The sequence below is a fragment of the Bacteroidota bacterium genome, from assembly GCA_016722375.1.
Lineage (GTDB): Bacteria > Bacteroidota > Bacteroidia > Chitinophagales > LD1 > Bog-950.
This window is the reverse complement of the sequence record JADKJG010000006.1, coordinates 194,607-214,649: the sequence shown is the minus strand read 5'-3', so window position 1 is coordinate 214,649 and position 20,043 is coordinate 194,607. Positions and strand designations below refer to the sequence as shown.

At 41.5% G+C, this 20,043-nt stretch carries 18 protein-coding genes and 2 pseudogenes; 10 read left to right on the top strand and 10 right to left on the bottom strand.

All coding sequences use genetic code 11. The annotated features are described in order from the left end of the window. Window positions 1–73: 73 nt before the first annotated feature. On the bottom strand, window positions 74–799 hold the full coding sequence (locus IPP77_10115) for a helix-turn-helix domain-containing protein (protein ID MBL0310009.1): 726 nt from the start codon (window positions 797–799) through the stop codon (window positions 74–76). A gap of 97 nt (window positions 800–896) precedes the next feature. On the opposite strand from IPP77_10115, the pseudogene dinB reads away from it, so the two are divergent. Further along, window positions 897–2,114: pseudogene (dinB, locus tag IPP77_10110) on the top strand (DNA polymerase IV). 34 nt (window positions 2,115–2,148) lie between these two features. After that, a pseudogene (locus tag IPP77_10105) lies at window positions 2,149–5,076 on the top strand (DNA polymerase III subunit alpha). A 243-nt stretch (window positions 5,077–5,319) separates the two neighbouring features. Here the strand turns inward: IPP77_10105 and IPP77_10100 are convergent. Continuing rightward, window positions 5,320–7,542 carry a gliding motility-associated C-terminal domain-containing protein gene (locus tag IPP77_10100; protein MBL0310008.1) on the bottom strand — a complete coding sequence of 741 codons (2,223 nt, stop codon included), beginning with the start codon at window positions 7,540–7,542 and terminating at the stop codon, window positions 5,320–5,322. Between the two features lie 147 nt (window positions 7,543–7,689). Between IPP77_10100 and IPP77_10095 the strand changes: the two genes are divergently transcribed. Both IPP77_10095 and IPP77_10090 read left to right on the top strand, forming a co-directional pair. Next, complete coding sequence (locus tag IPP77_10095) at window positions 7,690–8,370, top strand: hypothetical protein (GenBank protein MBL0310007.1); 681 nt, start codon at window positions 7,690–7,692, stop codon at window positions 8,368–8,370. Continuing rightward, on the top strand, window positions 8,371–8,871 hold the full coding sequence (locus IPP77_10090) for a hypothetical protein (GenBank protein MBL0310006.1): 501 nt from the start codon (window positions 8,371–8,373) through the stop codon (window positions 8,869–8,871). Window positions 8,872–8,927: 56 nt separating this feature from the next. On the opposite strand, the gene IPP77_10085 is transcribed toward IPP77_10090, so the two are convergent. Both IPP77_10085 and IPP77_10080 read right to left on the bottom strand, forming a co-directional pair. Continuing rightward, window positions 8,928–9,467, bottom strand: a complete 540-nt coding sequence (locus IPP77_10085; GenBank protein MBL0310005.1) for a leucine-rich repeat domain-containing protein — start codon at window positions 9,465–9,467, stop codon at window positions 8,928–8,930. Beyond that, complete coding sequence (locus IPP77_10080) at window positions 9,464–10,660, bottom strand: hypothetical protein (GenBank protein ID MBL0310004.1); 1,197 nt, start codon at window positions 10,658–10,660, stop codon at window positions 9,464–9,466. The genes IPP77_10085 and IPP77_10080 overlap by 4 nt, the downstream gene beginning before the upstream one ends. 134 nt (window positions 10,661–10,794) lie before the next feature. On the opposite strand from IPP77_10080, the gene IPP77_10075 reads away from it, so the two are divergent. The 6 genes from IPP77_10075 (at window position 10,795) to IPP77_10050 (ending at window position 14,158) form a co-directional block, all read left to right on the top strand. Then, window positions 10,795–11,286 carry a glycosyltransferase gene (locus IPP77_10075; GenBank protein ID MBL0310003.1) on the top strand — a complete coding sequence of 164 codons (492 nt, stop codon included), beginning with the start codon at window positions 10,795–10,797 and terminating at the stop codon, window positions 11,284–11,286. Window positions 11,287–11,311: 25 nt separating this feature from the next. Further along, window positions 11,312–11,902, top strand: a complete 591-nt coding sequence (locus tag IPP77_10070; protein ID MBL0310002.1) for a hypothetical protein — start codon at window positions 11,312–11,314, stop codon at window positions 11,900–11,902. A gap of 38 nt (window positions 11,903–11,940) precedes the next feature. Next, entirely contained in the window at window positions 11,941–12,498 is a 558-nt protein-coding gene (locus IPP77_10065; protein ID MBL0310001.1) for a sigma-70 family RNA polymerase sigma factor, read from the top strand. A 42-nt stretch (window positions 12,499–12,540) separates the two neighbouring features. Then, window positions 12,541–13,158, top strand: a complete 618-nt coding sequence (rsmG, locus tag IPP77_10060) for a 16S rRNA (guanine(527)-N(7))-methyltransferase RsmG (protein MBL0310000.1) — start codon at window positions 12,541–12,543, stop codon at window positions 13,156–13,158. Between the two features lie 87 nt (window positions 13,159–13,245). Then, a complete protein-coding gene (locus IPP77_10055; protein ID MBL0309999.1) occupies window positions 13,246–13,809 on the top strand; it encodes an RNA polymerase sigma factor in 564 nt (187 codons plus the stop codon). A gap of 31 nt (window positions 13,810–13,840) precedes the next feature. Further along, window positions 13,841–14,158, top strand: a complete 318-nt coding sequence (locus tag IPP77_10050; GenBank protein MBL0309998.1) for a hypothetical protein — start codon at window positions 13,841–13,843, stop codon at window positions 14,156–14,158. Window positions 14,159–14,203: 45 nt separating this feature from the next. On the opposite strand, the gene IPP77_10045 is transcribed toward IPP77_10050, so the two are convergent. From IPP77_10045 to fahA, 6 genes are all read right to left on the bottom strand, one after another. Next, window positions 14,204–14,362 carry a hypothetical protein gene (locus IPP77_10045; protein MBL0309997.1) on the bottom strand — a complete coding sequence of 53 codons (159 nt, stop codon included), beginning with the start codon at window positions 14,360–14,362 and terminating at the stop codon, window positions 14,204–14,206. Between the two features lie 668 nt (window positions 14,363–15,030). Then, a complete protein-coding gene (gene lysS, locus IPP77_10040) occupies window positions 15,031–16,578 on the bottom strand; it encodes a lysine--tRNA ligase (protein MBL0309996.1) in 1,548 nt (515 codons plus the stop codon). An 86-nt stretch (window positions 16,579–16,664) separates the two neighbouring features. Further along, a complete protein-coding gene (locus IPP77_10035; protein ID MBL0309995.1) occupies window positions 16,665–17,561 on the bottom strand; it encodes an alpha/beta hydrolase in 897 nt (298 codons plus the stop codon). Window positions 17,562–17,566: 5 nt separating this feature from the next. After that, window positions 17,567–18,493, bottom strand: a complete 927-nt coding sequence (locus IPP77_10030; GenBank protein ID MBL0309994.1) for a flavin reductase family protein — start codon at window positions 18,491–18,493, stop codon at window positions 17,567–17,569. Between the two features lie 3 nt (window positions 18,494–18,496). Then, a complete protein-coding gene (locus IPP77_10025; protein MBL0309993.1) occupies window positions 18,497–18,772 on the bottom strand; it encodes a hypothetical protein in 276 nt (91 codons plus the stop codon). After that, complete coding sequence (gene fahA, locus IPP77_10020) at window positions 18,769–20,040, bottom strand: fumarylacetoacetase (protein ID MBL0309992.1); 1,272 nt, start codon at window positions 20,038–20,040, stop codon at window positions 18,769–18,771. The genes IPP77_10025 and fahA overlap by 4 nt, the downstream gene beginning before the upstream one ends. Between the last annotated feature and the right edge of the window lie 3 nt (window positions 20,041–20,043).

The following is a 20,043-nucleotide window of genomic DNA, read 5'->3' as shown; positions in this document are numbered from 1 at the left end:
TGTTATCAGTATCCAGTTCGATGTTGCCATTCCTGAATATATTTTCACGAAGCATCGTTAAAGAAGTAATCGCTTACCCCTCCATCATCTCACTACTAAATTTCAACGAAAATTTCCAGACCTCCAACACTTCGCTGATTTGAATTTCGTAAGGCTGATAAATTGAATTCATCGAAACCAATAAGAGCGTTCCATCTTGTTTGATGCGGTTATAGGCTCTCTTAAATACAACTCCCTCATCTTTTGTAACAATAACATATCCTTGACCATTCTGAATATCATTCCAATCTTCTAAATAATGACAGGCTATCCATGAGCGGTCGGGAATAGGCAGCATGGAATCACCACTGATTTGAAAGGCGCGGTGCTTTTTGTCTTTGGGTAAAAATGGAAACTGATAGGCAGGAAGTTTGCTGACAAACTCTGGATCGCCATATCCTGTTGCGTAGCCTGCCTTAGCCTTAACTGAAACCAACTCTACATTGTCCTCATTCTTGTCATTAACAGTCGTAGCTAAGATTCGCAGTCTGCTCCCTTTAACATAAACGTCAAGTCCCATCTCCAATTCATTCAATTGCTTCGCTGATAGCTTTCTGAAATCAACAGAGAGAAGGGTATTTATATTGATGTTGATATACTCTGAGATGTTCATCAGGTTATCAATAGATGGATTCGAAAGTCCGTGCTCGTAATTATTAAGAACACTTCGCGTCAGGCCAAACAACTCGGCCATCTCTTGCTGTGAGCGTTTTTTGCGCTCTCGCAATACTCTGACGTTACTGCCAAAAAAATTATTCATAATGAGATTTTATAGTTCAAAGATAATAATGTCTAAATTACAACCATAAGAATGACATTATTTGTGTCACATTAAATAGAACCTTATGAAGATAGATATGGCTAATGAAAGAAGTATTGTGCATTTAGATCTGGATACCTTTTTTGTATCTGTGGAGCGCTTGTTGAACGATAAGCTAAAAAATAAACCTGTTTTAGTGGGAGGAGTCAGCGACCGGGGCGTTGTAGCTTCCTGTAGTTATGAAGCAAGAAGTTTCGGCATCCACTCTGGAATGTCTATGAAGATAGCGAGGCGGCTTTGTCCTATAGCATTGGTGGTGAAAGGAGATTCCTCCAGATATTCGAAATACTCACATGGTTACTGAAATACTCCGCGAAAAAATGCCTGTGGTAGAGAAAGCCTCGGTGGATGAATTCTATCTGGATATGACGGGGATGGATGGAGTATTTGGTATTGCTAAATACTCCAATGAAGTACGTAAGAAAATTATTGATGAAACGGGGTTGCCAATCTCAATGGGCATATCACAGAATAAAACTGTTTCAAAAGTAGCCACCGGAGAAGCTAAACCCAATCGAGCCAAACAGATAGATTGGGGAGAAGAAAAAAATTTCTTGGCACCCTCTCTATTCGCAAAATACCCATGATCGGAAATGAAACATATCAGGTATTGAGCGAACTTGGTATCAAGACTATTTGCACCCTGCAAAATATACCTGAAAAAGCCATGGAGAAAATATTGGGCAGAAACGGACAAACTATTTGGCTGAAAGCTCAGGGCATAGACAATACTCCGATAAAACCGTATTATGAGCGAGAATCGCTTTCGTCTGAAAGAACCTTCGATAGAGATACTATTGATATAATAAAGCTCCAAACTATTTTACGCGCTATGGCAGAGGGATTGGCGTATCAATTGCGTCTGGGCAATAAACTGACTGCTTGTATCACGATAAAACTGCGCTACTCAGATATGCAGACCTATTCCAAACAGGTTCGGATACCTTACACCAGTTGTGATCATATTCTCATCCGGAAAGCACTGGAAATTTTTGACACTTTGTTTAGTCGGCGACAACTGGTCCGGTTAATTGGGATGAAATGCAGCCATCTGGTAAGTGGAGGACATCAGATTAATCTTCTGGAGGACTCTATAGAATTGATTCAGCTCTACCAACAAATGGATTATCTGCGTAAGAAGTATAAGAATAGCCGGATAGTTACAAGGGCTCAAATCATGGATGTAAAAAACATGGGTGTTTGGGATCCCTGGACAGGTGAGCCTCCTACTCCACCGGCACATCGGCATGCTTAGTTGTAGAATGAGAAATAAAGAGTGAGCGTAGTTTATGTTTTTGAACAGTCATAGTTTTAATTTAGTTTTAACTATGGAGTAATGTCCATAGAGGAACTGTTGCAATACGCGAAGGACAACAGAGTAACCAATCTCGCACTAACCGACATCAATAACACTTCCGGCTGTTTAGATTTCATGCGTCAAGCGCCGAAGTATCATATTCATCCGGTTATAGGGGTTGACTTCAGGCAAAGCACGAAGCAATTGTATATCGGGATTGCCAATAATTTAGAAGGATTCAGAGAGTTGAATGAATTTCTTTCCGTCTATACGATGAAGCACGAACCGATTCCCTGCAATCCTCTTGCATTGCTAAATTGCACCATCATCTATCCTTGGAAGAGAGATGTAAAAATCACATTAAAGCAGAACGAATGGATTGGATTACGCCCATCTGATATTCTCGCGTTCAGGTTATATGGAAAGAAGATAGACCGAAATAAATTTGTGATGCTACCCACTGCATCTTTTCAGAAACAAAAAAGATTTTAATACGCACCGTTTACTACGGGCTATCTTTCATAACATCCTACTGAGTAAACTTCCAAAACGGAACAGGGAAATGAAGAGGATAAATTGATGTCGCCCGAAGACTTGATCAAGATATTCAAAGACTATCCGGAAGCAATTGAAAGCACCAAACAGCTACTTGAAAACCCATTCATTGATTTCAAATTTGGTCAAAGTAAAAACAAAAAATGCTTTATGGCAAATGAAGAAGAGGATGGAAAGCTGCTGACTCAATTAGCTCGTGAGGGCTTGCTTTATCGCTACAATAATCCAACCTCGAACATTTTAGAACGACTGAAAACAGAACTTGCAACCATTCATCAACTCAACTTCACTGCTTATTTTCTTATCAATTGGGATATCGTACGATTCGCTTCAGAGAAAGGATTTTTTCATATTGGCAGAGGAAGTGGAGCAAATAGTTTGGTCGCCTATTGTTTGCGAATCACCGACGTAGATCCAATTGAACTGGACCTATACTTTGAACGCTTTATCAACCCCAGCAGAAAAAATCCTCCCGACTTTGATATTGACTTTTCCCATACAGACCGCAATGCCGTTCGTGAATATATTTTCGGCAAGTATAAGAACCACGTTGCGCTAGTAGGCAGTTACAGCACCTTTGAACGCAAATCCTGCATTCGTGAAATTGGCAAGGTGTTTGGCTTGCCCGATGATGAGATAGCACAGTTACAGTCGGATGTTTCAGTCAAATCAAATCTCGATCCATACAGTAAGTTGGTCTTGAAATATGCCTCGCATATTCATGGCTTACCCAATCAGCTTAGTGTCCATGCTTGTGGTATATTGATTTCCGAAAAACCAATTACCTATTATACTGCGCTGGAATTATTTCCTGGGTTTTCCTTCTACGCAATTCTCGATGCTGGAAGCGGAAGATGTCGGCCTATATAAGTTCGACATACTTTCGCAACGCGGTCTGGGTCATATTAAAGATGCAGTGGAGTTGGTGAAAAAGAATAAAGGCGAGGAGATTGATATTCACCGGATACAAGATTTCAAAGAAGACAAGCGGATTAAGAAAATGCTGAGAGAAGGAAATACCATTGGATGTTTTTATGTAGAATCACCGGCCATGCGTCAGTTATTGCGCAAACTTCAGGTAGAAGACTATCTCGGTTTAGTAGCGGCTAGTTCCGTGATTCGTCCAGGGGTTTCCAGTTCGGGGATGATGCGAGAATATATCCTCCGATATCGGTATCCGGAAAGAAGAAAAGATGCCCATCCCAAACTTTTAGAAATTATGCCCGAAACATTCGGGGTGATGGTTTATCAGGAAGATGTGATTCGGGTGGCTCATATATATGCAGGGCTAACGCTGGAAGAAGCAGATGTGATGAGAAGAGGCATGTCAGGCAAGTTTCGATCGCGGGCAGAGTTCCAACAGGTGAAAAAACAGTTCTTTTCCAATTGTAAGGAGCGAGAATATCCAGAGGCAGAAGTATCAGAAATCTGGAGACAGATAGAAAGTTTTGCCGGATACTCTTTCGCAAAAGGACATTCGGCTTCCTATGCTGTGGAAAGCTATCAAAGTTTGTATTTGCGAGCCTATCACCCCATCGAGTTCATGACCGGCGTGTTGAATAATTTTGGAGGATTTTATTCCACTGAATTCTATTTGCACGAGGCAAAAATGATCGGAGCACAGGTAGAGTTGCCTTGTGTAAACAGCAGCGATTATCTAGCCACGCTACAAAACAAAACAATTTTTATGGGTTTAGGTCTCATTAAGGATATAGAGCAAGTTGTGATAAAAAATATACTTCAGGCAAAACAAGACGGAGGCGTCTTCAGAAATCTGAACGACTTTACCAAGCGCGTTGCTATTTCGTTAGAACAGCTTAGAATTCTTATTCGCATTAGAGCATTTCGTTTTACAGGCAAGGCCAGCAAAGAACTGTTGTGGAATGCACACCTGCTTTTAGGTTCAGCAAAGAAGACAATTCCTAGGAAAGAATTATTTGAAACAAGTACTCCTTCTCAGGAATTGCCACCGCTCGAATATGAAGTTTATGATGACGTGGTGAACGAGATCAAGATTCTTTCATTCCCCTATACTTCACCATTTGGCTTTCTCCGAAAACAATATAAAGGGACCGTATGTGCGGATGAACTGATGAAGCATCTGGGGAATATCATTTACCTGATTGGCTATTATGTGAATATCAAGAAGGTTCGTACACTTCATGGCGATGTCATGTATTTTGGTTCGTTTACGGATGCGGCGGGTCAGTTGTTCGACACGGTACATTTTCCTCCCTCTATCAGCAAATACCCTTTCACCGGCAAAGGATGTTATCTGCTGAAGGGCAAAGTGATTGAAGATTTCGGAGTGCCGAGTTTGGAAGTTACCAATATGGAAAGGATACCCTGGTCTTTTCAAATTTAGAAGAGGATCATCAATCAGGCAAAACCTCTGACTAAAATCAGGGCTGCTCAATTTCATCCCTGAAAGAATAGCCATTCTCAGAATGGTATTGCTTATATTGAGCCTCAGATATACTATTTCCAAAATAGCAAGGGCTATTCTGTGCTTCGGATATGCTATTCCCAAGATGCAAGGGCCTTTTTTCATCTCCCCAAAGGATGATTTTTATTTTTTTGATCTGAAAAACCTATGGAGAAGAGCGGTTTAGCGCAACAGCGTGACAGAACCCTGTCGGCTATCCACCTTCATCTGGCCCGGGCGGTCTGCATTGGGGATTTCTACCTCTATATAATATGAATAGGTGCCGACGGGTTGTTCTTTCCCTTTAAACCTTCCATCCCAGTCAGTCAATGCGTTGTATATCATTTGTCCCCAACGGTTATATATTCTGAATGCTGTGATGGTATAGATACCAGAAGTTACCGGGCCAAACAGGTCATTTTTAGCATCGTTGTTCGGGGTAAAAGCATCCGGCATTTCATAACCATTCGTTACGACAACAATGACCGAATCAAACACAAAACAATTATTGTTCGCTGCCTCGCTCACCGTTACATAATAAATAGTGTAGGCATTAACAATAGCAGTTACCGTGTCGCAAGAAGGACAATCCAATCCAACCATTGGCGACCAAGAGTAAACCGGATTATGGAAATTTTGGGACACTGATTGATTGTGCCATATTGGAGGCGTTACGATGGTATCTGGCTTGGCATCTACAAATATTTGTTCCGGCGCTCCGACCACCGCCGAGTGATTGTATATGCAACCAAAAACAAGATTTTTGATAACGATGTTATATGTTCCTGCCGGCACATCGTTAAAAGCAGTATCAAACTGGAAGGTAGCACCGCCATCAATAGAATATTGATAAACCGAATTGGGTTCAGCGGGAGTAATCGTAATCGTTCCATCATTGAACTGAGCACCAAAGCACGTGGTGGAATCGGCCACAATCAGGAAACTGTCATTTGCCGCACTTTCAGGAATGGTCAAAGTGCCAACACTTGTACAGCCAATACTATCCTTGATCGTAAACACATAGTTGCCCGATGGTACGTTCTTAAACTGCCCGGTGGTATTGGTATCAATACCTGCCAAAAGATAAGTGCGCGATCCCGCGCTGCCTACTCCTCCGGTATCTATAATACTTAAATTGCCATAGGCAGGCTCTTCGCATAGATGTAAATCAAGAATAGAGGTGTACCAGATTTGGGTAGAACGATTAAAACTACCACTCGAAGTAGCCGAACATTGAAAAGCATCGGTAACCGTCACGCTGAAATCGCCCACCACAAGATTGTTTGCTGAGGAGGAATCATTCAGATTGCTCCATTTGTAGGTATAGGGAGCCGGGCCTCCGGTAATGTTCACTGAGGCAGAGGCTTCTTGGGTTCCATAACAAACCAACGGATTGTAAGAAAGGTTTGCTTTCAAAGTATCTAACGGATTTTTAACGATCAATCTAACCGTGTCGCTGACGATGATGGTACTATTGTCACAGTTAGTGTATTCAGCCTGAACGGTGAATTTGGTGATGCTATCGGCACATACTTGAAGAGAGGTGCCATTCCCTAATAAAGCACCGGCTTCATCAAACCAGGAAATAGTAAAATTGGGCAAGCCTGCGGGAGTAAATCTCCACGCATCATTGGTAGCAGACCACTGTGTAGCATTTCGGCCCGGCACAGTATAGGCTACGGTTCCTGCAGCGTTTTGAATTCCCTGAATAGCCCACCCCTTGTTCCAGTCTGAGCAAACCTCCTTGCTTTGAATATAGGACTCAATAGCATTTGTGGTTTCATACAGAACAATTTGTTGGGTGGAGGGAAGTGCCTGATTCTGGCAATAGCCCGGTGAAAAACTATTGAGATCGCCATACATAGGAACCTGGTTCCAAGAAACAACAAACCTTCTGCAAGGGGCCGTTCCACTGATTTGGTAATAAATATTGCCACGATAGGTTGGGTCCATGTCTTGCCAAGGCCCCATGATACAATTACGAATATCTGTCGGCGTCACGCGTGGTATTGGTCCGGCAATCTGCCAGTTGTTTGTAGTGCCGGTATTGGTTGTAGTAAAGGAAACAACACCGTTTGATCCTACAATGATTTTATTATAAGGCACGCCAAAAAAACAAAAATTGAAGGGGAGATTTATCACATTAGACCAGCGATCATCAATGTTCACCAAAATGGGGCTACCTGTGTTAAACGGAAAGGGAGGATTATATGAAATAGAGTCCACCGTATAGGAAGTGGTTTGTGCTGCACTAAAAGCGGTGGCGGTTAATGTGGTACAGTTTTGTCCACAGGGCAACAGCACCTCATCAATTGTGCTGACTGCAGGGCAACCCGTTTGAGCAAAAACATTTGAAATTAAAAGGCAAGCGCTCGTTAGCAGAACTACAGAAAGAAACTTGTACATAAATATATGATGAATAAATCAATGAAAATCGCGGGCTAAAATACAAATCTGTATGAATCTTAAATTATCTTGGAAGGATCGTTGCCTCTTCGATTAATGACAAAGGATGCTCCAACTTGACAGAATATATAGTAAAATTGCCGCCAAATGAAACTAAAGCTCGTCGGTTCTCTATTGTTAATTTGCTTTGGATTCAATAATTGTCAGAATAATACCGGGCCTTCAAAAGATCCTGAAGAAAATCGCTTTTACAGCGGATACAGAAATATCTATCGCTCGTATGGAAAGGTTCCTTTAGATTCTACCAAAAATCAACTGAACGAATATCTTCATGAATTTCCGGAAAGTGCAGATGGCTGGGGGTTCTTGGGAAGCATCCAATTTCTTGAGAAGGATTATGATGCCTCTCGGTTGTCTTATCATAAAGCCATCAAGTTAAACCGATGGAAATCATCCTTCTATTCGTCTTTAGGCACGACCTATAGTGCATTGGGTATGATAGATTCCTCTAAAACCTATTTTATGAATGCTTTAGCTCTTCAGGACTCTACTGCAGAAAACTATTTCAACCTCGCTCTTTTGTATTCAAAAGAAGGCGACACTAGAAATAGTCAATTATATGCAGACAGCGCCTTGTTGAAGAAAGATATACCGATTAGTAATCTATTGGGACTGAGTTTAGTTTATTCAAAAAATGGCAATGCTCCTATTTCTAAAGAACTTATTGAACGGACCATACAGATGGGGTTTACAGATACTTTGGAATTCAGTAAAGTATTGAAAGAAGAAATGAAGCTGGAAGAATTTTATCGCAATAATCGTTTTTAAATGAACAGGCTGCTGACTCGTGCAAATATCCTTCATCTTGTTAAGGAATTGATTTGGCTAATTCTTACAGGGATTCTCGTCCATGCTCTTATGTATCCAATCACTTCAAAGATGGACTTTATCTATTGGAAAATTTTTGGAACCTTTATCTTTATTTCACTAACCTACTTTCGCTATTCTATTCTATTTAAAACACTTCCATTTCTACGGCCAACATGGATTCGGTTTCTGCTTTTTGTTATAAATCTAACTCTGTTTATGTTTCTAATGTATCACGAGCAGAAACTTTTGTTGTTGTACCAGAACTTCTACACAGAAGATTTCGGGTTTCCTAAAATAATCTTCTACGATGAAGTGAAAGAGGGGGTGTTCAAGTATTTGTATCTCATGCTCACCCTTTTCGGAACCGGAAGTTTAATTATGATAAGCGCCTTTCAGTCCCGATTGATCATTTCCTATTGGCAGTATTATAAACATCAGGCTGATAACCTGATGGACTAATTAACTTCTTCGCCAAGCATTTATTATTTCCATTTCGGAAACCCGTATTCCATCATTTACTTTTTCTTGTAGCTCCAATTGAGGACTTTACAATCTGGCAAGGCGATACGCAGCGGAGTAATTTGCTCCAGTGAGATATTATTGTAGGAAAGGTCTAGCAGGCTCAGGTGTTTCATAGACAGAAAAATAGTCTTGGCAACATCAAACTTCAATTTAGGATTCATAGAAAGATTAAGTTCTGCGAGTGAAGACAGCTTCTCAAATCCTAGAGGAAGCTCTATAAGTTCATTAGCTTTTAAATCAAGAGTTTTAAGATTTTTAAGCTGTGCGAAGGATGAAGGCAAGGTGGAAAGCAGATTATCCCGTAAATATAAATGTTGAAGAACAGTGAGCGAACCGATGCAAGAAGGCAACTGTTCAATTGCATGGTCCTTGAGTGATAAAGTGGTGAGCGAAGTCAAGGCGCAAAGAGATTCGGGAAGTATCTTAATCTTTTTATCAGGGGTTAAAAAGAAATTTCCGTCTATTAGAAGGCTTTGTAATGCGGTAAGATTTTCAATGGCATCAGGAATGATGTTGATTTCATTGAGACTCAAATCGAGTATCTGTAGTCTGTTAAAGTTAGTAATCGCAACTGGAAAGCGTTCAATTTATTTAGTTGAAGGTTTAAGGTTTCCAGTTGTTTTAGATTGGCAAAACCATCGGGCAGGCTCGCGATAGAATTACCTGCCAGATTAAGATTTCGTAGATTGGTTAGTTGAATAAAGCCCGGTCCGAGGTCTGAGATTTTATTCATACGGGTACCCATTTCTTTATAACCCAAGTCTAGAAATTGCAGCCGGTTGAGATTCCCAAAAGTGAGTGGAAGGGCAGTGAGACGGTTGGCTTTAAGGTTAAGTGTACGGAGGTTTAACAATTGACCTATTTCAAGCGGAAGATTATTGATTTCACATTCCTGCAAATGCAATTCGTTCAGCGCAGGAAGTTTGGTAAGCGTTGTTACCATCTGCTGAAGATCGAGATGGAGGTTTTCATTAAGATTCAAGTATTCTAACTGTTTCAGTTGTGCGAAAGTCGGTGGGAGCACTTTAATATCGTTTACTGAAATATCCAGTTGTTTCAACGAGGTAACCAATCCCACTTTAGGATTTATTTCAAACAATCCTCCAGCCGACAAATTAAGTCGCTCCACCTTCATGGTTTGGAGGCGCTCGTATACTGATTCATCATATAGGTATGGATTGTGCTCTAAATTCAGTACTCGCAATACTTTGAGTACAGAAAATGAATCAGGTAGAGATACAAAATTATTATCCTTCAGGGATAACTCTTCCAGAGTTTGAAGCAGATTAATATTGGACGGAAGTGTTTTGTAATTCCCTCCGGAAAGATTAAGTCTTTTCAGGTTTTTAAAGGAAGACAATTGAGTGAAAAGAGCATACAGATCGAGATTCTTACATTGAAGACAAGTGAATTCTTCCAGATTGGTTAACCGGTTTATCTCGCTGGGCAATAAAGACTTTGGAAATGAATGAAGTGTCAGAGATTTGGTAGCTGTTGGATTTTGAAGGGCTTCTTGTATCGTTTGTAAAGCATTCGATCCTTCAGCCGAAGCACTTTGCTTTCTGGCTTCCTCAAATTTTTGAAAGATCTTTTTATTGATTGAATCTTTATTGTGTTGGCTGAGTTTTTCCCAATCTTGTTGAGTGAAAACCTTTGCAGTCTTAGGTTGAGCAAAAAGAAAAGAAGTTAGGCAACAAAGAAAAAGGGCAAGCGTATTTTTTTTCATTCAGAAATCATTGTGGTGCAAAGTTGCAATTCTAATTCAGTTAATGAATACATACCCAAAAAGAGAATGGTCAGCTATTTGTGAGGATAACTTTCAATTCCCTCAATTCCTTGAATTATTTTCTTTGCGGCATTATGAGTTTAACACTGCAACTATTCATCGGATGCGCGGGTTTGCAGTTGGCCTATTATCTATTGGTCTTTTCGCGATTAAATTTTGTACGTGGTTTTCGCACATTGCCGGAAATGCTTCCGCCGGTATCCGTAGTTATTTGCGCAAAAAATGAAGCCAAAAATTTGATGCGGAATCTGAAAATCATCTTAATACAACAATACAAACAGTTTGAAGTGATAGTGGTGGACGATCAAAGCGATGACGAGACGATAGATGTGCTGGTAGATTTTTACAAGCGAAACGAGAACATGAAAATCGTCCATATTGAGAAAGAAACAAAGAAAACCATCGCCGGCAAGAAATATGCGCTGATGAAAGGGATAGAAGTGGCAACCTATGATACGATTGTGGTAACCGATGCCGACTGCCGTCCGGCAACTACCCACTGGCTGGCGAAGATGATGGGCACCTATATGCACGGCACTCAAATTGTTCTCGGACACTCCTTTTGAAAAAAAGAAAGGATTTCTAAATCAATTGATCCGCTACGAAAATTTCATCACGGCCCTTCAATATTTTGGTTTTGCAAAATCAGGAATCCCATATATGGGTGTAGGAAGGAATCTGTCTTATAGGAAAGCGCTATTTACTTCGTTCACCGGTTTTGAAAAGAATAAAAATTTATTGAGCGGTGATGATGATTTATTTGTCAACGCGGTGGCTAATGCTAAGAACGTCGAAATTTGTATTGATAAAGATGCGTTTACTTATTCCAATCCTGAAGAATCATTTTCAGACTGGCTCAAGCAAAAGAAAAGACACCTTCGATCCGGATTTCATTATAAACTCATTCACCAACTTCTCTTGTTTCTATTTACTGGTTCACTCATTTTTTTCTATGCTCTTTTTGTAGTCTTACTATGGCAAGGCACTTCACTTTCTTTGGTTTCGGGAATATTTTTCGGAATTATAGGAATGAAACTTTTGCTTTCTTTCCGGGTATTTGAAAAACTCGGACAACAAGATCTGCGTTTTTTCTCTCCGGTGCTTGATTTGGTGTATGCCGGATATTTAGTGGCATTATTTTTCTTATTATTGCTTCAACCTAAAGACCATTGGAAGACTTAAATTCAAAATTTTCAGCCAGAGCCCAAGAAGATATAGACTTGGTGGTTAAGGCCAAGAAAGGAGATCAGGTAGCGTTTGGAGAATTGATGCGACGTTACCGAGATTCGGTGTTCTATATTATGCTCAAAATGGTGCACAACCGCGATGATGCAGAGGATTTGACTCAGGAGGCTTTTGCAAAAGCCTTTAACAACATCGTTAATTATTCCGCAGACTTTGCTTTTACCACTTGGCTGTTTAAAATCGCTACAAATAATGGTATTGATTATCTGCGCAAGAAAAGATTGCAAACTTCTTCTTTAGAGGAAACTCAGGATACCGATGAAGGAGAAACATCTAATTTCGTAGTGAAAGATCATGCTCCAGATCCGGAAGAAACCATGATGAAAGAGCAGCGCGCGCAGAAAATCCGGGTAGCGGTTGAAAGTCTTGCTCCCAAGTATAAAGCATTAGTGGAATTGCGCTATCTGGAAGAGTTTTCTTATGAAGAAATATCAGAAAAACTCGACATACCGCTTGGCACAGTCAAGGCGCAGTTGTTTCGTGCAAAGGATATGCTTTATCAGGCTTTGAAGCACAGTAAGGAAAAATTTTGATGAAGCCAGCCAGGTGAACCCTGAAGGTTTATCGCATACGTCATGGAGTTCATTCTTAAATATTTTCCGACCCTCTCTCAAGAGCAGATTTACCAGTTTTCTTCTCTCCAAAAGGTTTACACTGAATGGAATGAGCAAATCAATGTCATTTCCCGAAAGGATATAGGCAACCTCTATGCGCGACATGTCCTCCATTCTTTGAGTATCGCTAAATTCATTTCGTTTAAAAATGGTGCTAAAATTATGGATCTTGGAACCGGTGGTGGTTTCCCGGCTATCCCCTTGGCCATCTTGTTTCCTGAAGTACGTTTCCATTTGGTGGACTCGATCGGCAAAAAGCTAAAAGTAGTCGAAGCGGTGAAAGATGCTCTTCCGCTTAAAAATATCTTCACCTTTCACGCTCGAGCCGAGGAAATGGATTTTCAATATGATTTTATTGTATCAAGAGCAGTAGCCCCAATTTTAGATTTGCGACGTTGGACTCATGGAAAATATCTATCCAAAAGCCAACACGAAATTCCCAATGGACTAATATGCTTGAAAGGTGGAGATTTTGCAAGTGAAATTATAGGGCTAAAAAAGGTTCAGCAAGTTCCCATCTCCGATTATTTTGACGAATCATTCTTTACAGATAAGTATATCGTATATTGTGCTTCATAAGATTGCATCACCCGTATAAAATATAAACCCACCCCTTCCGTCTTATTTCTAATAGAAAATAAGCAGATGGTAAACTTACAATTGACAATGGATAACCGCCAAAATGAGGCTATCCGCCTGACCATTGAGAAGGAGCGCAAGCGCCTTTTAGACTTTATACGTCGCCGGGTACCTACGCAGGAAGATGCAGAGGATATTCTTCAGGATGTTTTTTTTGAATTGGTGAATACCTACCGCTTGATGCGTCCCGTTAAACAGATGGCCTCGTGGCTTTTTACTGTGGCACGGAATAAAATTACAGATCGCTATCGCAAAAAGAAACCAGATTCGCTGGAAGACCATTTCGCTATACGCTCAGGCGAAGATGGGGAGCGGCTAGACATTGCCGATTTTCTTCCGTCGAATTTCAACACTCCTGATACTGGCATGATGCAGAAGCTAATTATGGATAAGGTGATGGAGGCGTTGGCCGAGTTGCCGGAAGAACAGCGCGAAGTATTTATCCAACATGAAATTGAAGACAAAAGCTTTCAGGAAATTTCGGAAAAGACGGGAGAAAACGTCAACACCTTGCTGTCGCGCAAACGCTATGCAATTCTGCACCTGCGCGGTCGGTTGCAAAATTTGTATAAGGAATTGCTGGTAGATTAAATTATTTCAAAAAACAAAAATGCGATAACCTATGAAATGGATTTTAAAAATAATCGGAGGCTTTATCCTTTTTGCATTGGCCATTGCAGCGTTTGGGTATGTTACCATGTATCTGTGGAATTGGATTATGACCTACCTTTTCAAATTGCCTGAGATTAATTTTTATATGGCCATTGGTATGGTCATTCTTTCTAAAATACTTTTTGGAGGCATCCGTGTCCGCGATGGAAAAGGTTGCGGCTCTAAATATTGGAAAGCTAAAATGGAATGTTTGAGTCCTGAAGATCGCGAAAAGTTTAAAGCCGAATTTGCCAGTCGCTGCCGTAGCAAATGGGGTAGCTCAGAATAGAACAAGTAGTAGAATAAGTTGAGTGTAGCATCAATCACTCATTTGCTAGATAGCCTGTGAGCTAATGCCATTTACCATTTCGGTCGGGTATGTTACAATCTCCGCTACACCTTCAATGACTCTTTTGGCGCAGACTCCGTTATCTGGAACCCCTTCGACCATGAAGTTTCTGCCACCACCCTTGATTTTTCCAATGCTGCGCATGTTGGCTGGCGTGTTTGGCTACAAGTTCGGGTGGTAAGCTCGACGGGGATTGGGGAATGGAGTAGTGCTATCCCTTTAATTATCTCAGCGGCATAAAATCTGCACTGTATTATACTCAAAACAGGCTATTTCACTCAAAAATGGCAAAAAATTGTTCATTTTATGGGCTTTGAAGCGATAATAAAGGGATGGAAGCTGCTTTTTTCCGGCTGGAAAATTGAATTTTCCAGTCGGACTTTTTGATTTTCCAGCCGGACTTTCTCATTTTCCGGCCGGACTTCCCAACTTTCCGGCCGGAATACCTAATGTTCCGGCCGGACTCGCCCATATTCCAGCCGGACCTGTGCATTTTCCAGCCGGACTTGGTAGTATTCCGGTCGGAATCGCTCACACTCCAGTCTATTTACTCCATGTTCCGACCAATAAACATTGACAACCTTTAAAGGTTGTCAATGTTATTTTGTTGGAGAAGCCTTCTAACAGGAGCGGTTGCTTGCGGCAGGGAAGCCTTAACCGGCCCGCCGGATTGTTAGAAAAAGGACAAAAAGTGTAGAGAATAGTATCCATTTTATGCTATCCTTTACATGTTGTCCTCAGGATAGAGGCGGCATCCCCCGACGTTTCAGTCGGGGATATAGCCGAAAGCCCGTAAGCCGCCCTAATAATTTTTATTCTTTTTCTGTTTCTATCGCCAGTTTTTCAGGCCGCATTTGGGGGAAGAAAAGAACTTCTTGGATGGATGGTTGGTTGGTGAGAATCATGCAGAGGCGATCAATGCCGATGCCGATGCCGGAGGTGGGCGGCATGCCGTATTCGAGCGCGCGGAGGAAATCATGGTCAATGAACATGGCCTCTTCGTCGCCACGTGCCATGAGTTGAGTTTGTTCTTCAAAGCGGGCGCGTTGTTCTATGGGGTCGTTCAACTCGCTATAGGCATTGGCGATTTCTTTGCCGTTCACCATCAACTCGAAACGCTCTACCAATCCGGGTTTACTGCGGTGCTTTTTGGTGAGCGGACTGAGTTCTACCGGATAGTCAAGGATGAAAGTAGGCTGAACAAAATTCCCTTCACACTTAGCGCCGAAAATTTCATCAATCAATTTTCCCTTGCCCATACTCTTATCTGTTTCGATATGCAGCTTTTTGCAAACATCGAGCAAAGCGGCTTCATCCATTCCCGCAATATCAAAACCGGTATGTTCTTTGATTGCATCAAAAATAGGTATGCGCGGAAAAGGCTGATTGAAATCTATGTGCTTGGTTTCTCCTTTTGAGTTGACTAAATCAATCTGGAGCGAACCGTGAACTGCTTGGACTACTTTCTGGAGCATGGCTTCTGTAAAATCCATCATCCAGAGATAGTCTTTGTAGGCCACATAATATTCAAGCACTGTAAACTCCGGGTTATGGGTTCTGTCCATTCCTTCGTTGCGAAAGTTTCGACTGAATTCATATACAAAATCAAAGCCGCCAACAATTAATCTCTTGAGATAAAGTTCATTGGCAATCCGCAGATAGAACGGAACATCGAGTGCGTTGTGATGAGTGATAAAGGGACGTGCTGCAGCACCACCGGGAATATTTTGCAATACGGGTGTATCTACTTCCAGTCCACCATGTTCGTTGAGATAATCGCGGATGGTCTGAATCATTTTTGCCCGTTTGATAAAGGTTTCTTTGGCACCGGCATTGACTACTAAATCTACATAGCGCTGGCGATAGCGGAACTCTGGGTCGCTGACAGCATCGTATATTTCTCCATCTTTTTCTTTCACTACCGGCAGGGGCTTCAAAGCCTTGGCCAGTAGTTTGAATTCGGAAACGTGAATAGATGTTTCGCCCATCTTGGTGATAAAAGCATATCCTTTTACACCGACGAAATCACCGATGTCAATCAGTTGACGGAAGAGTTTGTCATACAAGGTTTTGTCTTCCCCTGGGCAGATATTATCACGAGTAATGTACAATTGGATTTTTCCATGAGCGTCTTGCAACACTGCAAACGAAGCCTTCCCCATCACGCGAATACCCATGATGCGGCCAGCGATACTTACGTTCGGAAAATTCTTTTGCTCGTCGTTATACTCTTTCAGAATTTGAGCGCTGTTGCAGTTCACTTCAAAAAGTTCTGCCGGATAGGCTTCAATGCCCATCGCTTCAATTTCTTTTAGTTTGTCGCGACGGAAAATTTCCTGTTCGCTCAGATGCTGGCTCATGCTTAAAATTTAGAGGTTGCGAAAATAAAAAATCTGTTTGCACGGCTACAGAGGCTATCGCTTGAAACGATAGTAGAGGCATTTACTTAGGCAAGATGGCTCTTTAAAAATTCACCCAGTTTTCTATTTGCTTTCCGAGCTGCAGGCAACACCAGCCAAAAAGCTTGAAATACATGGAATAGTTTGGGGAAGATTTCGATGGTTACGTCCACTCCTTCGGCTTTTGCTTTGTCGGCAAATCGAGTGGAATCATCTAATATTATTTCTTCTTCGCCTACCTGTACATATACCGGTGGCAGTCCACTCAAGTTATGGAATATTGGAGAGGCATAAGGCGAACGAGGATCGGCATCGCCCAAGTAGTTCTTACTCCATATCGGCAGCCCCTCTTGAATCAGCATGGGATCAATTTCTTTGAGGGAATGATAAGATAATCCTGAAAACGTATGATCCAGCCAGGGCGATATAGCCAAGACGCATTTGGGCATGGTCATATTATTATCGCGGATGTAGAGCAGGGCACCTATGGCCAATCCACCTCCGGCAGAATCTCCGCCGAAGGCAATTTGTTCGGGTTTGTAGCCTGATTGAAGCAGCCATTGATAAGCTGTAAAGGCATCTTCGATAGCCGCCGGATAGGGATGTTCGGGAGCCAGACGGTAATTGATCATCAAACCTTTGATGCCAGCATGTTTCAAAATTCGTGATACCAGAGACCGATGTGTGTTGATAGAACATGCTGCATAGCCACCTCCATGAAAATAGAGCAGTACTTTGCTTTCATCAGCCGACTTTGGATAAATCCATTCGGCTTCAATACCGTTTATCTCAAAAGATTCATGTCGGAAACTTGGCAAAGCAAAATTGAATTTGGCCAACCTCTGTTCCAACCTAAGTCGTGTGGCAGGAATGTTTTCGTAGTTGGATTTTTTCTTGAAGTTTCTGAGAATCTCTTTCAAGATGTAAAGAGCAGGTCCGGTCATAAATCCTATTCTTTAACTAAAGATTCACGGGTGAATTCTACCACCATCAATATTTTGAAGGCCAGCCAGGAATTATGTTGTTCAATTTCTTGTTTAGCCAGTAGATGCATCTCTCTTTCAAAAATAGGAAAGTCATTTCCGAACTTGTCCACGATGATTTTTATTTCGGGCAAAAGCCCCATGTCGAATAGCTCCTTTTCGGTTGGAATTCTATCGGAGGCGGCAATTTGCGCCAAATCATTTCCTGTCAGATATTTTGAATGGCGAATGCCCGGTGGTAATTGGTCAAATCCAATACCGGTTTCGCCGGGCATCTTAAATCCCGGCACTTCAAAAATATTCTCTTCACCGATCCTGCACCATAAATTCTTACTCATCCGAGCAATATAATCCATCTTCAAGGGATCAATACTTCCTTGAGCATCCATGACCTTTTCATTTATGTGAATCAAGGTCACTTCACAAATCACCAGGTTTCCTGCACCACCACCTTCACCGGTAGCAATCACCTGCTTCACCTTGCATTCCATCTGTACATAGGCCTCTCCCACACGTGGCGGTTTCACTGTTACTGATTCTACGGGTGTCAATCCTGATTTGGCAAATTCATCTACCCCTTTTGGGAACATGTGGGCCGCGAGATTCATTTGGTACATCATCTCGTAGTGGCCAATGTTCACCACACATTCCGGTACTTCTAAAACATTGTCATGTGTATTCTTCGTGTGGCCTGACCTTCCCGACCTTGCCGGAGAATAAATCAAGGTTGGAGGATTAGAACCAAAACAATTAAAGAAGCTGAAAGGAGAGAGATTGACATTTCCTTCTTTATCTATCGTTGAAACAAAAGCAATAGGTCGGGGCGCTACAGCAGCTAATAAATGTTCATGCCATTTTGGCAAAGGCAGGTCGCCGGGCTTGATAGAAATCATAAATTATTTGTTAATGAGTTTGTAAATCACCGGAGCAAAAACACCGATGGAAACAAAGCCAATGAATAAATTTCTGTAAGGAATATCTTTTTTACGCAAAAGGACAACGTCGGCAATCATCATGATAATAAACCACAAGGCAAACAAAATCAAATTGATGGTATCTGCTTCGGGCGCAAAGTCATGTTCTCTCCCCATACCGTGATAAGCGATTTCAAACATGGTTCGCGCACCAGCGCCCATAATGACAAGAAGCAATGCGATCAAATACCATCTCATAATGCAGGAAGTATCTTTCCACTACAATCTCCAAAGCCAATCCGAACGCCATACTTTTCACACCAGCCCTTCATCAAAACGGTATCATTATCCAGAATAAATTTTCTTTCTGTTCCATCGGGCATCTGAATAGGATTCTTTCCTTGCCAACTTATTTCCAACATTGAGCCATAAGAATCGGGCGTAGGTCCACTGATGGTACCGCTCGCATATAAATCACCTACTTCAATATTACATCCATTCACAGTATGATGCACCAATTGCTGACACATATTCCAGTACATGTATTTAAAATTGCTTTGAGAAACAGTTTTCCGTGCGCCACCTTCAGTGATAATATCAACTCGCAAATGAATATCGTAATTCCTTCGGCCATTGAATTGCAAATAGGGAAGCACCTCCGGTTCTTGTTTGGGACCATCGGTTCGGAATGGCTCTAATGCTTCCATAGTTACAATCCAAGGCGACATGGTAGAACCGAAATTTTTGGCGAGAAAAGGACCCAGAGGCACATACTCCCATTTCTGAATATCGCGAGCGCTCCAATCATTGAACAATACCATACCAAAAATATGGTCTTCTGCTTTATCCGTGGAGATATGTTCCCCCAACTTTGTTTCTTTTCCAACAACAAAACCCATCTCCAATTCAAAATCTACCAGACGAGATGGTCCGAAAGATGGCTGCTCCGCATCATCTGCTTTTGTCTGACCTTTGGGCCGGCGAATCGGTGTACCTGAAACTACAATTGAAGAAGCCCTTCCATGATATCCAACTGGAAGATGTAACCAGTTTGGCATCAAAGAATTCTTCGGATCACGAAACATGGTGCCAACATTCGTTGCATGTTCACGACTGGAATAAAAATCAGTATAGTTCGGAATGTGAATCGGCTGAAGCATTTCGGCCTCACTTTGTTTCACTAAAGCAGTAGATTTTAATTCGGTCTTATCACACAGTCCAGTATTGTCGGCATTCAACAAATCAGAAATCCTTTCTCTAACCGCATTGGTAATAGGTTTCCCAAGCTCAATGAAATCGTTTAGTGTCTTGCGCTCTAAAACCGTTTTGTCGAATTTTATTTCATCAAACAATCCAGCACTTGCTAAAGCTGCCAAATCGAAGATATAGTCACCGATAGCCACTCCTGCTCTAGGTGGTTTATTCGCTGTTCTAAAGATTCCAAATGGAAGATTCTGAATCGGAAAGTCACTTCCTGATTTAACTTCTATCCATGATTTCAGTTTCGGATTGTTTGCTATGCTCATATT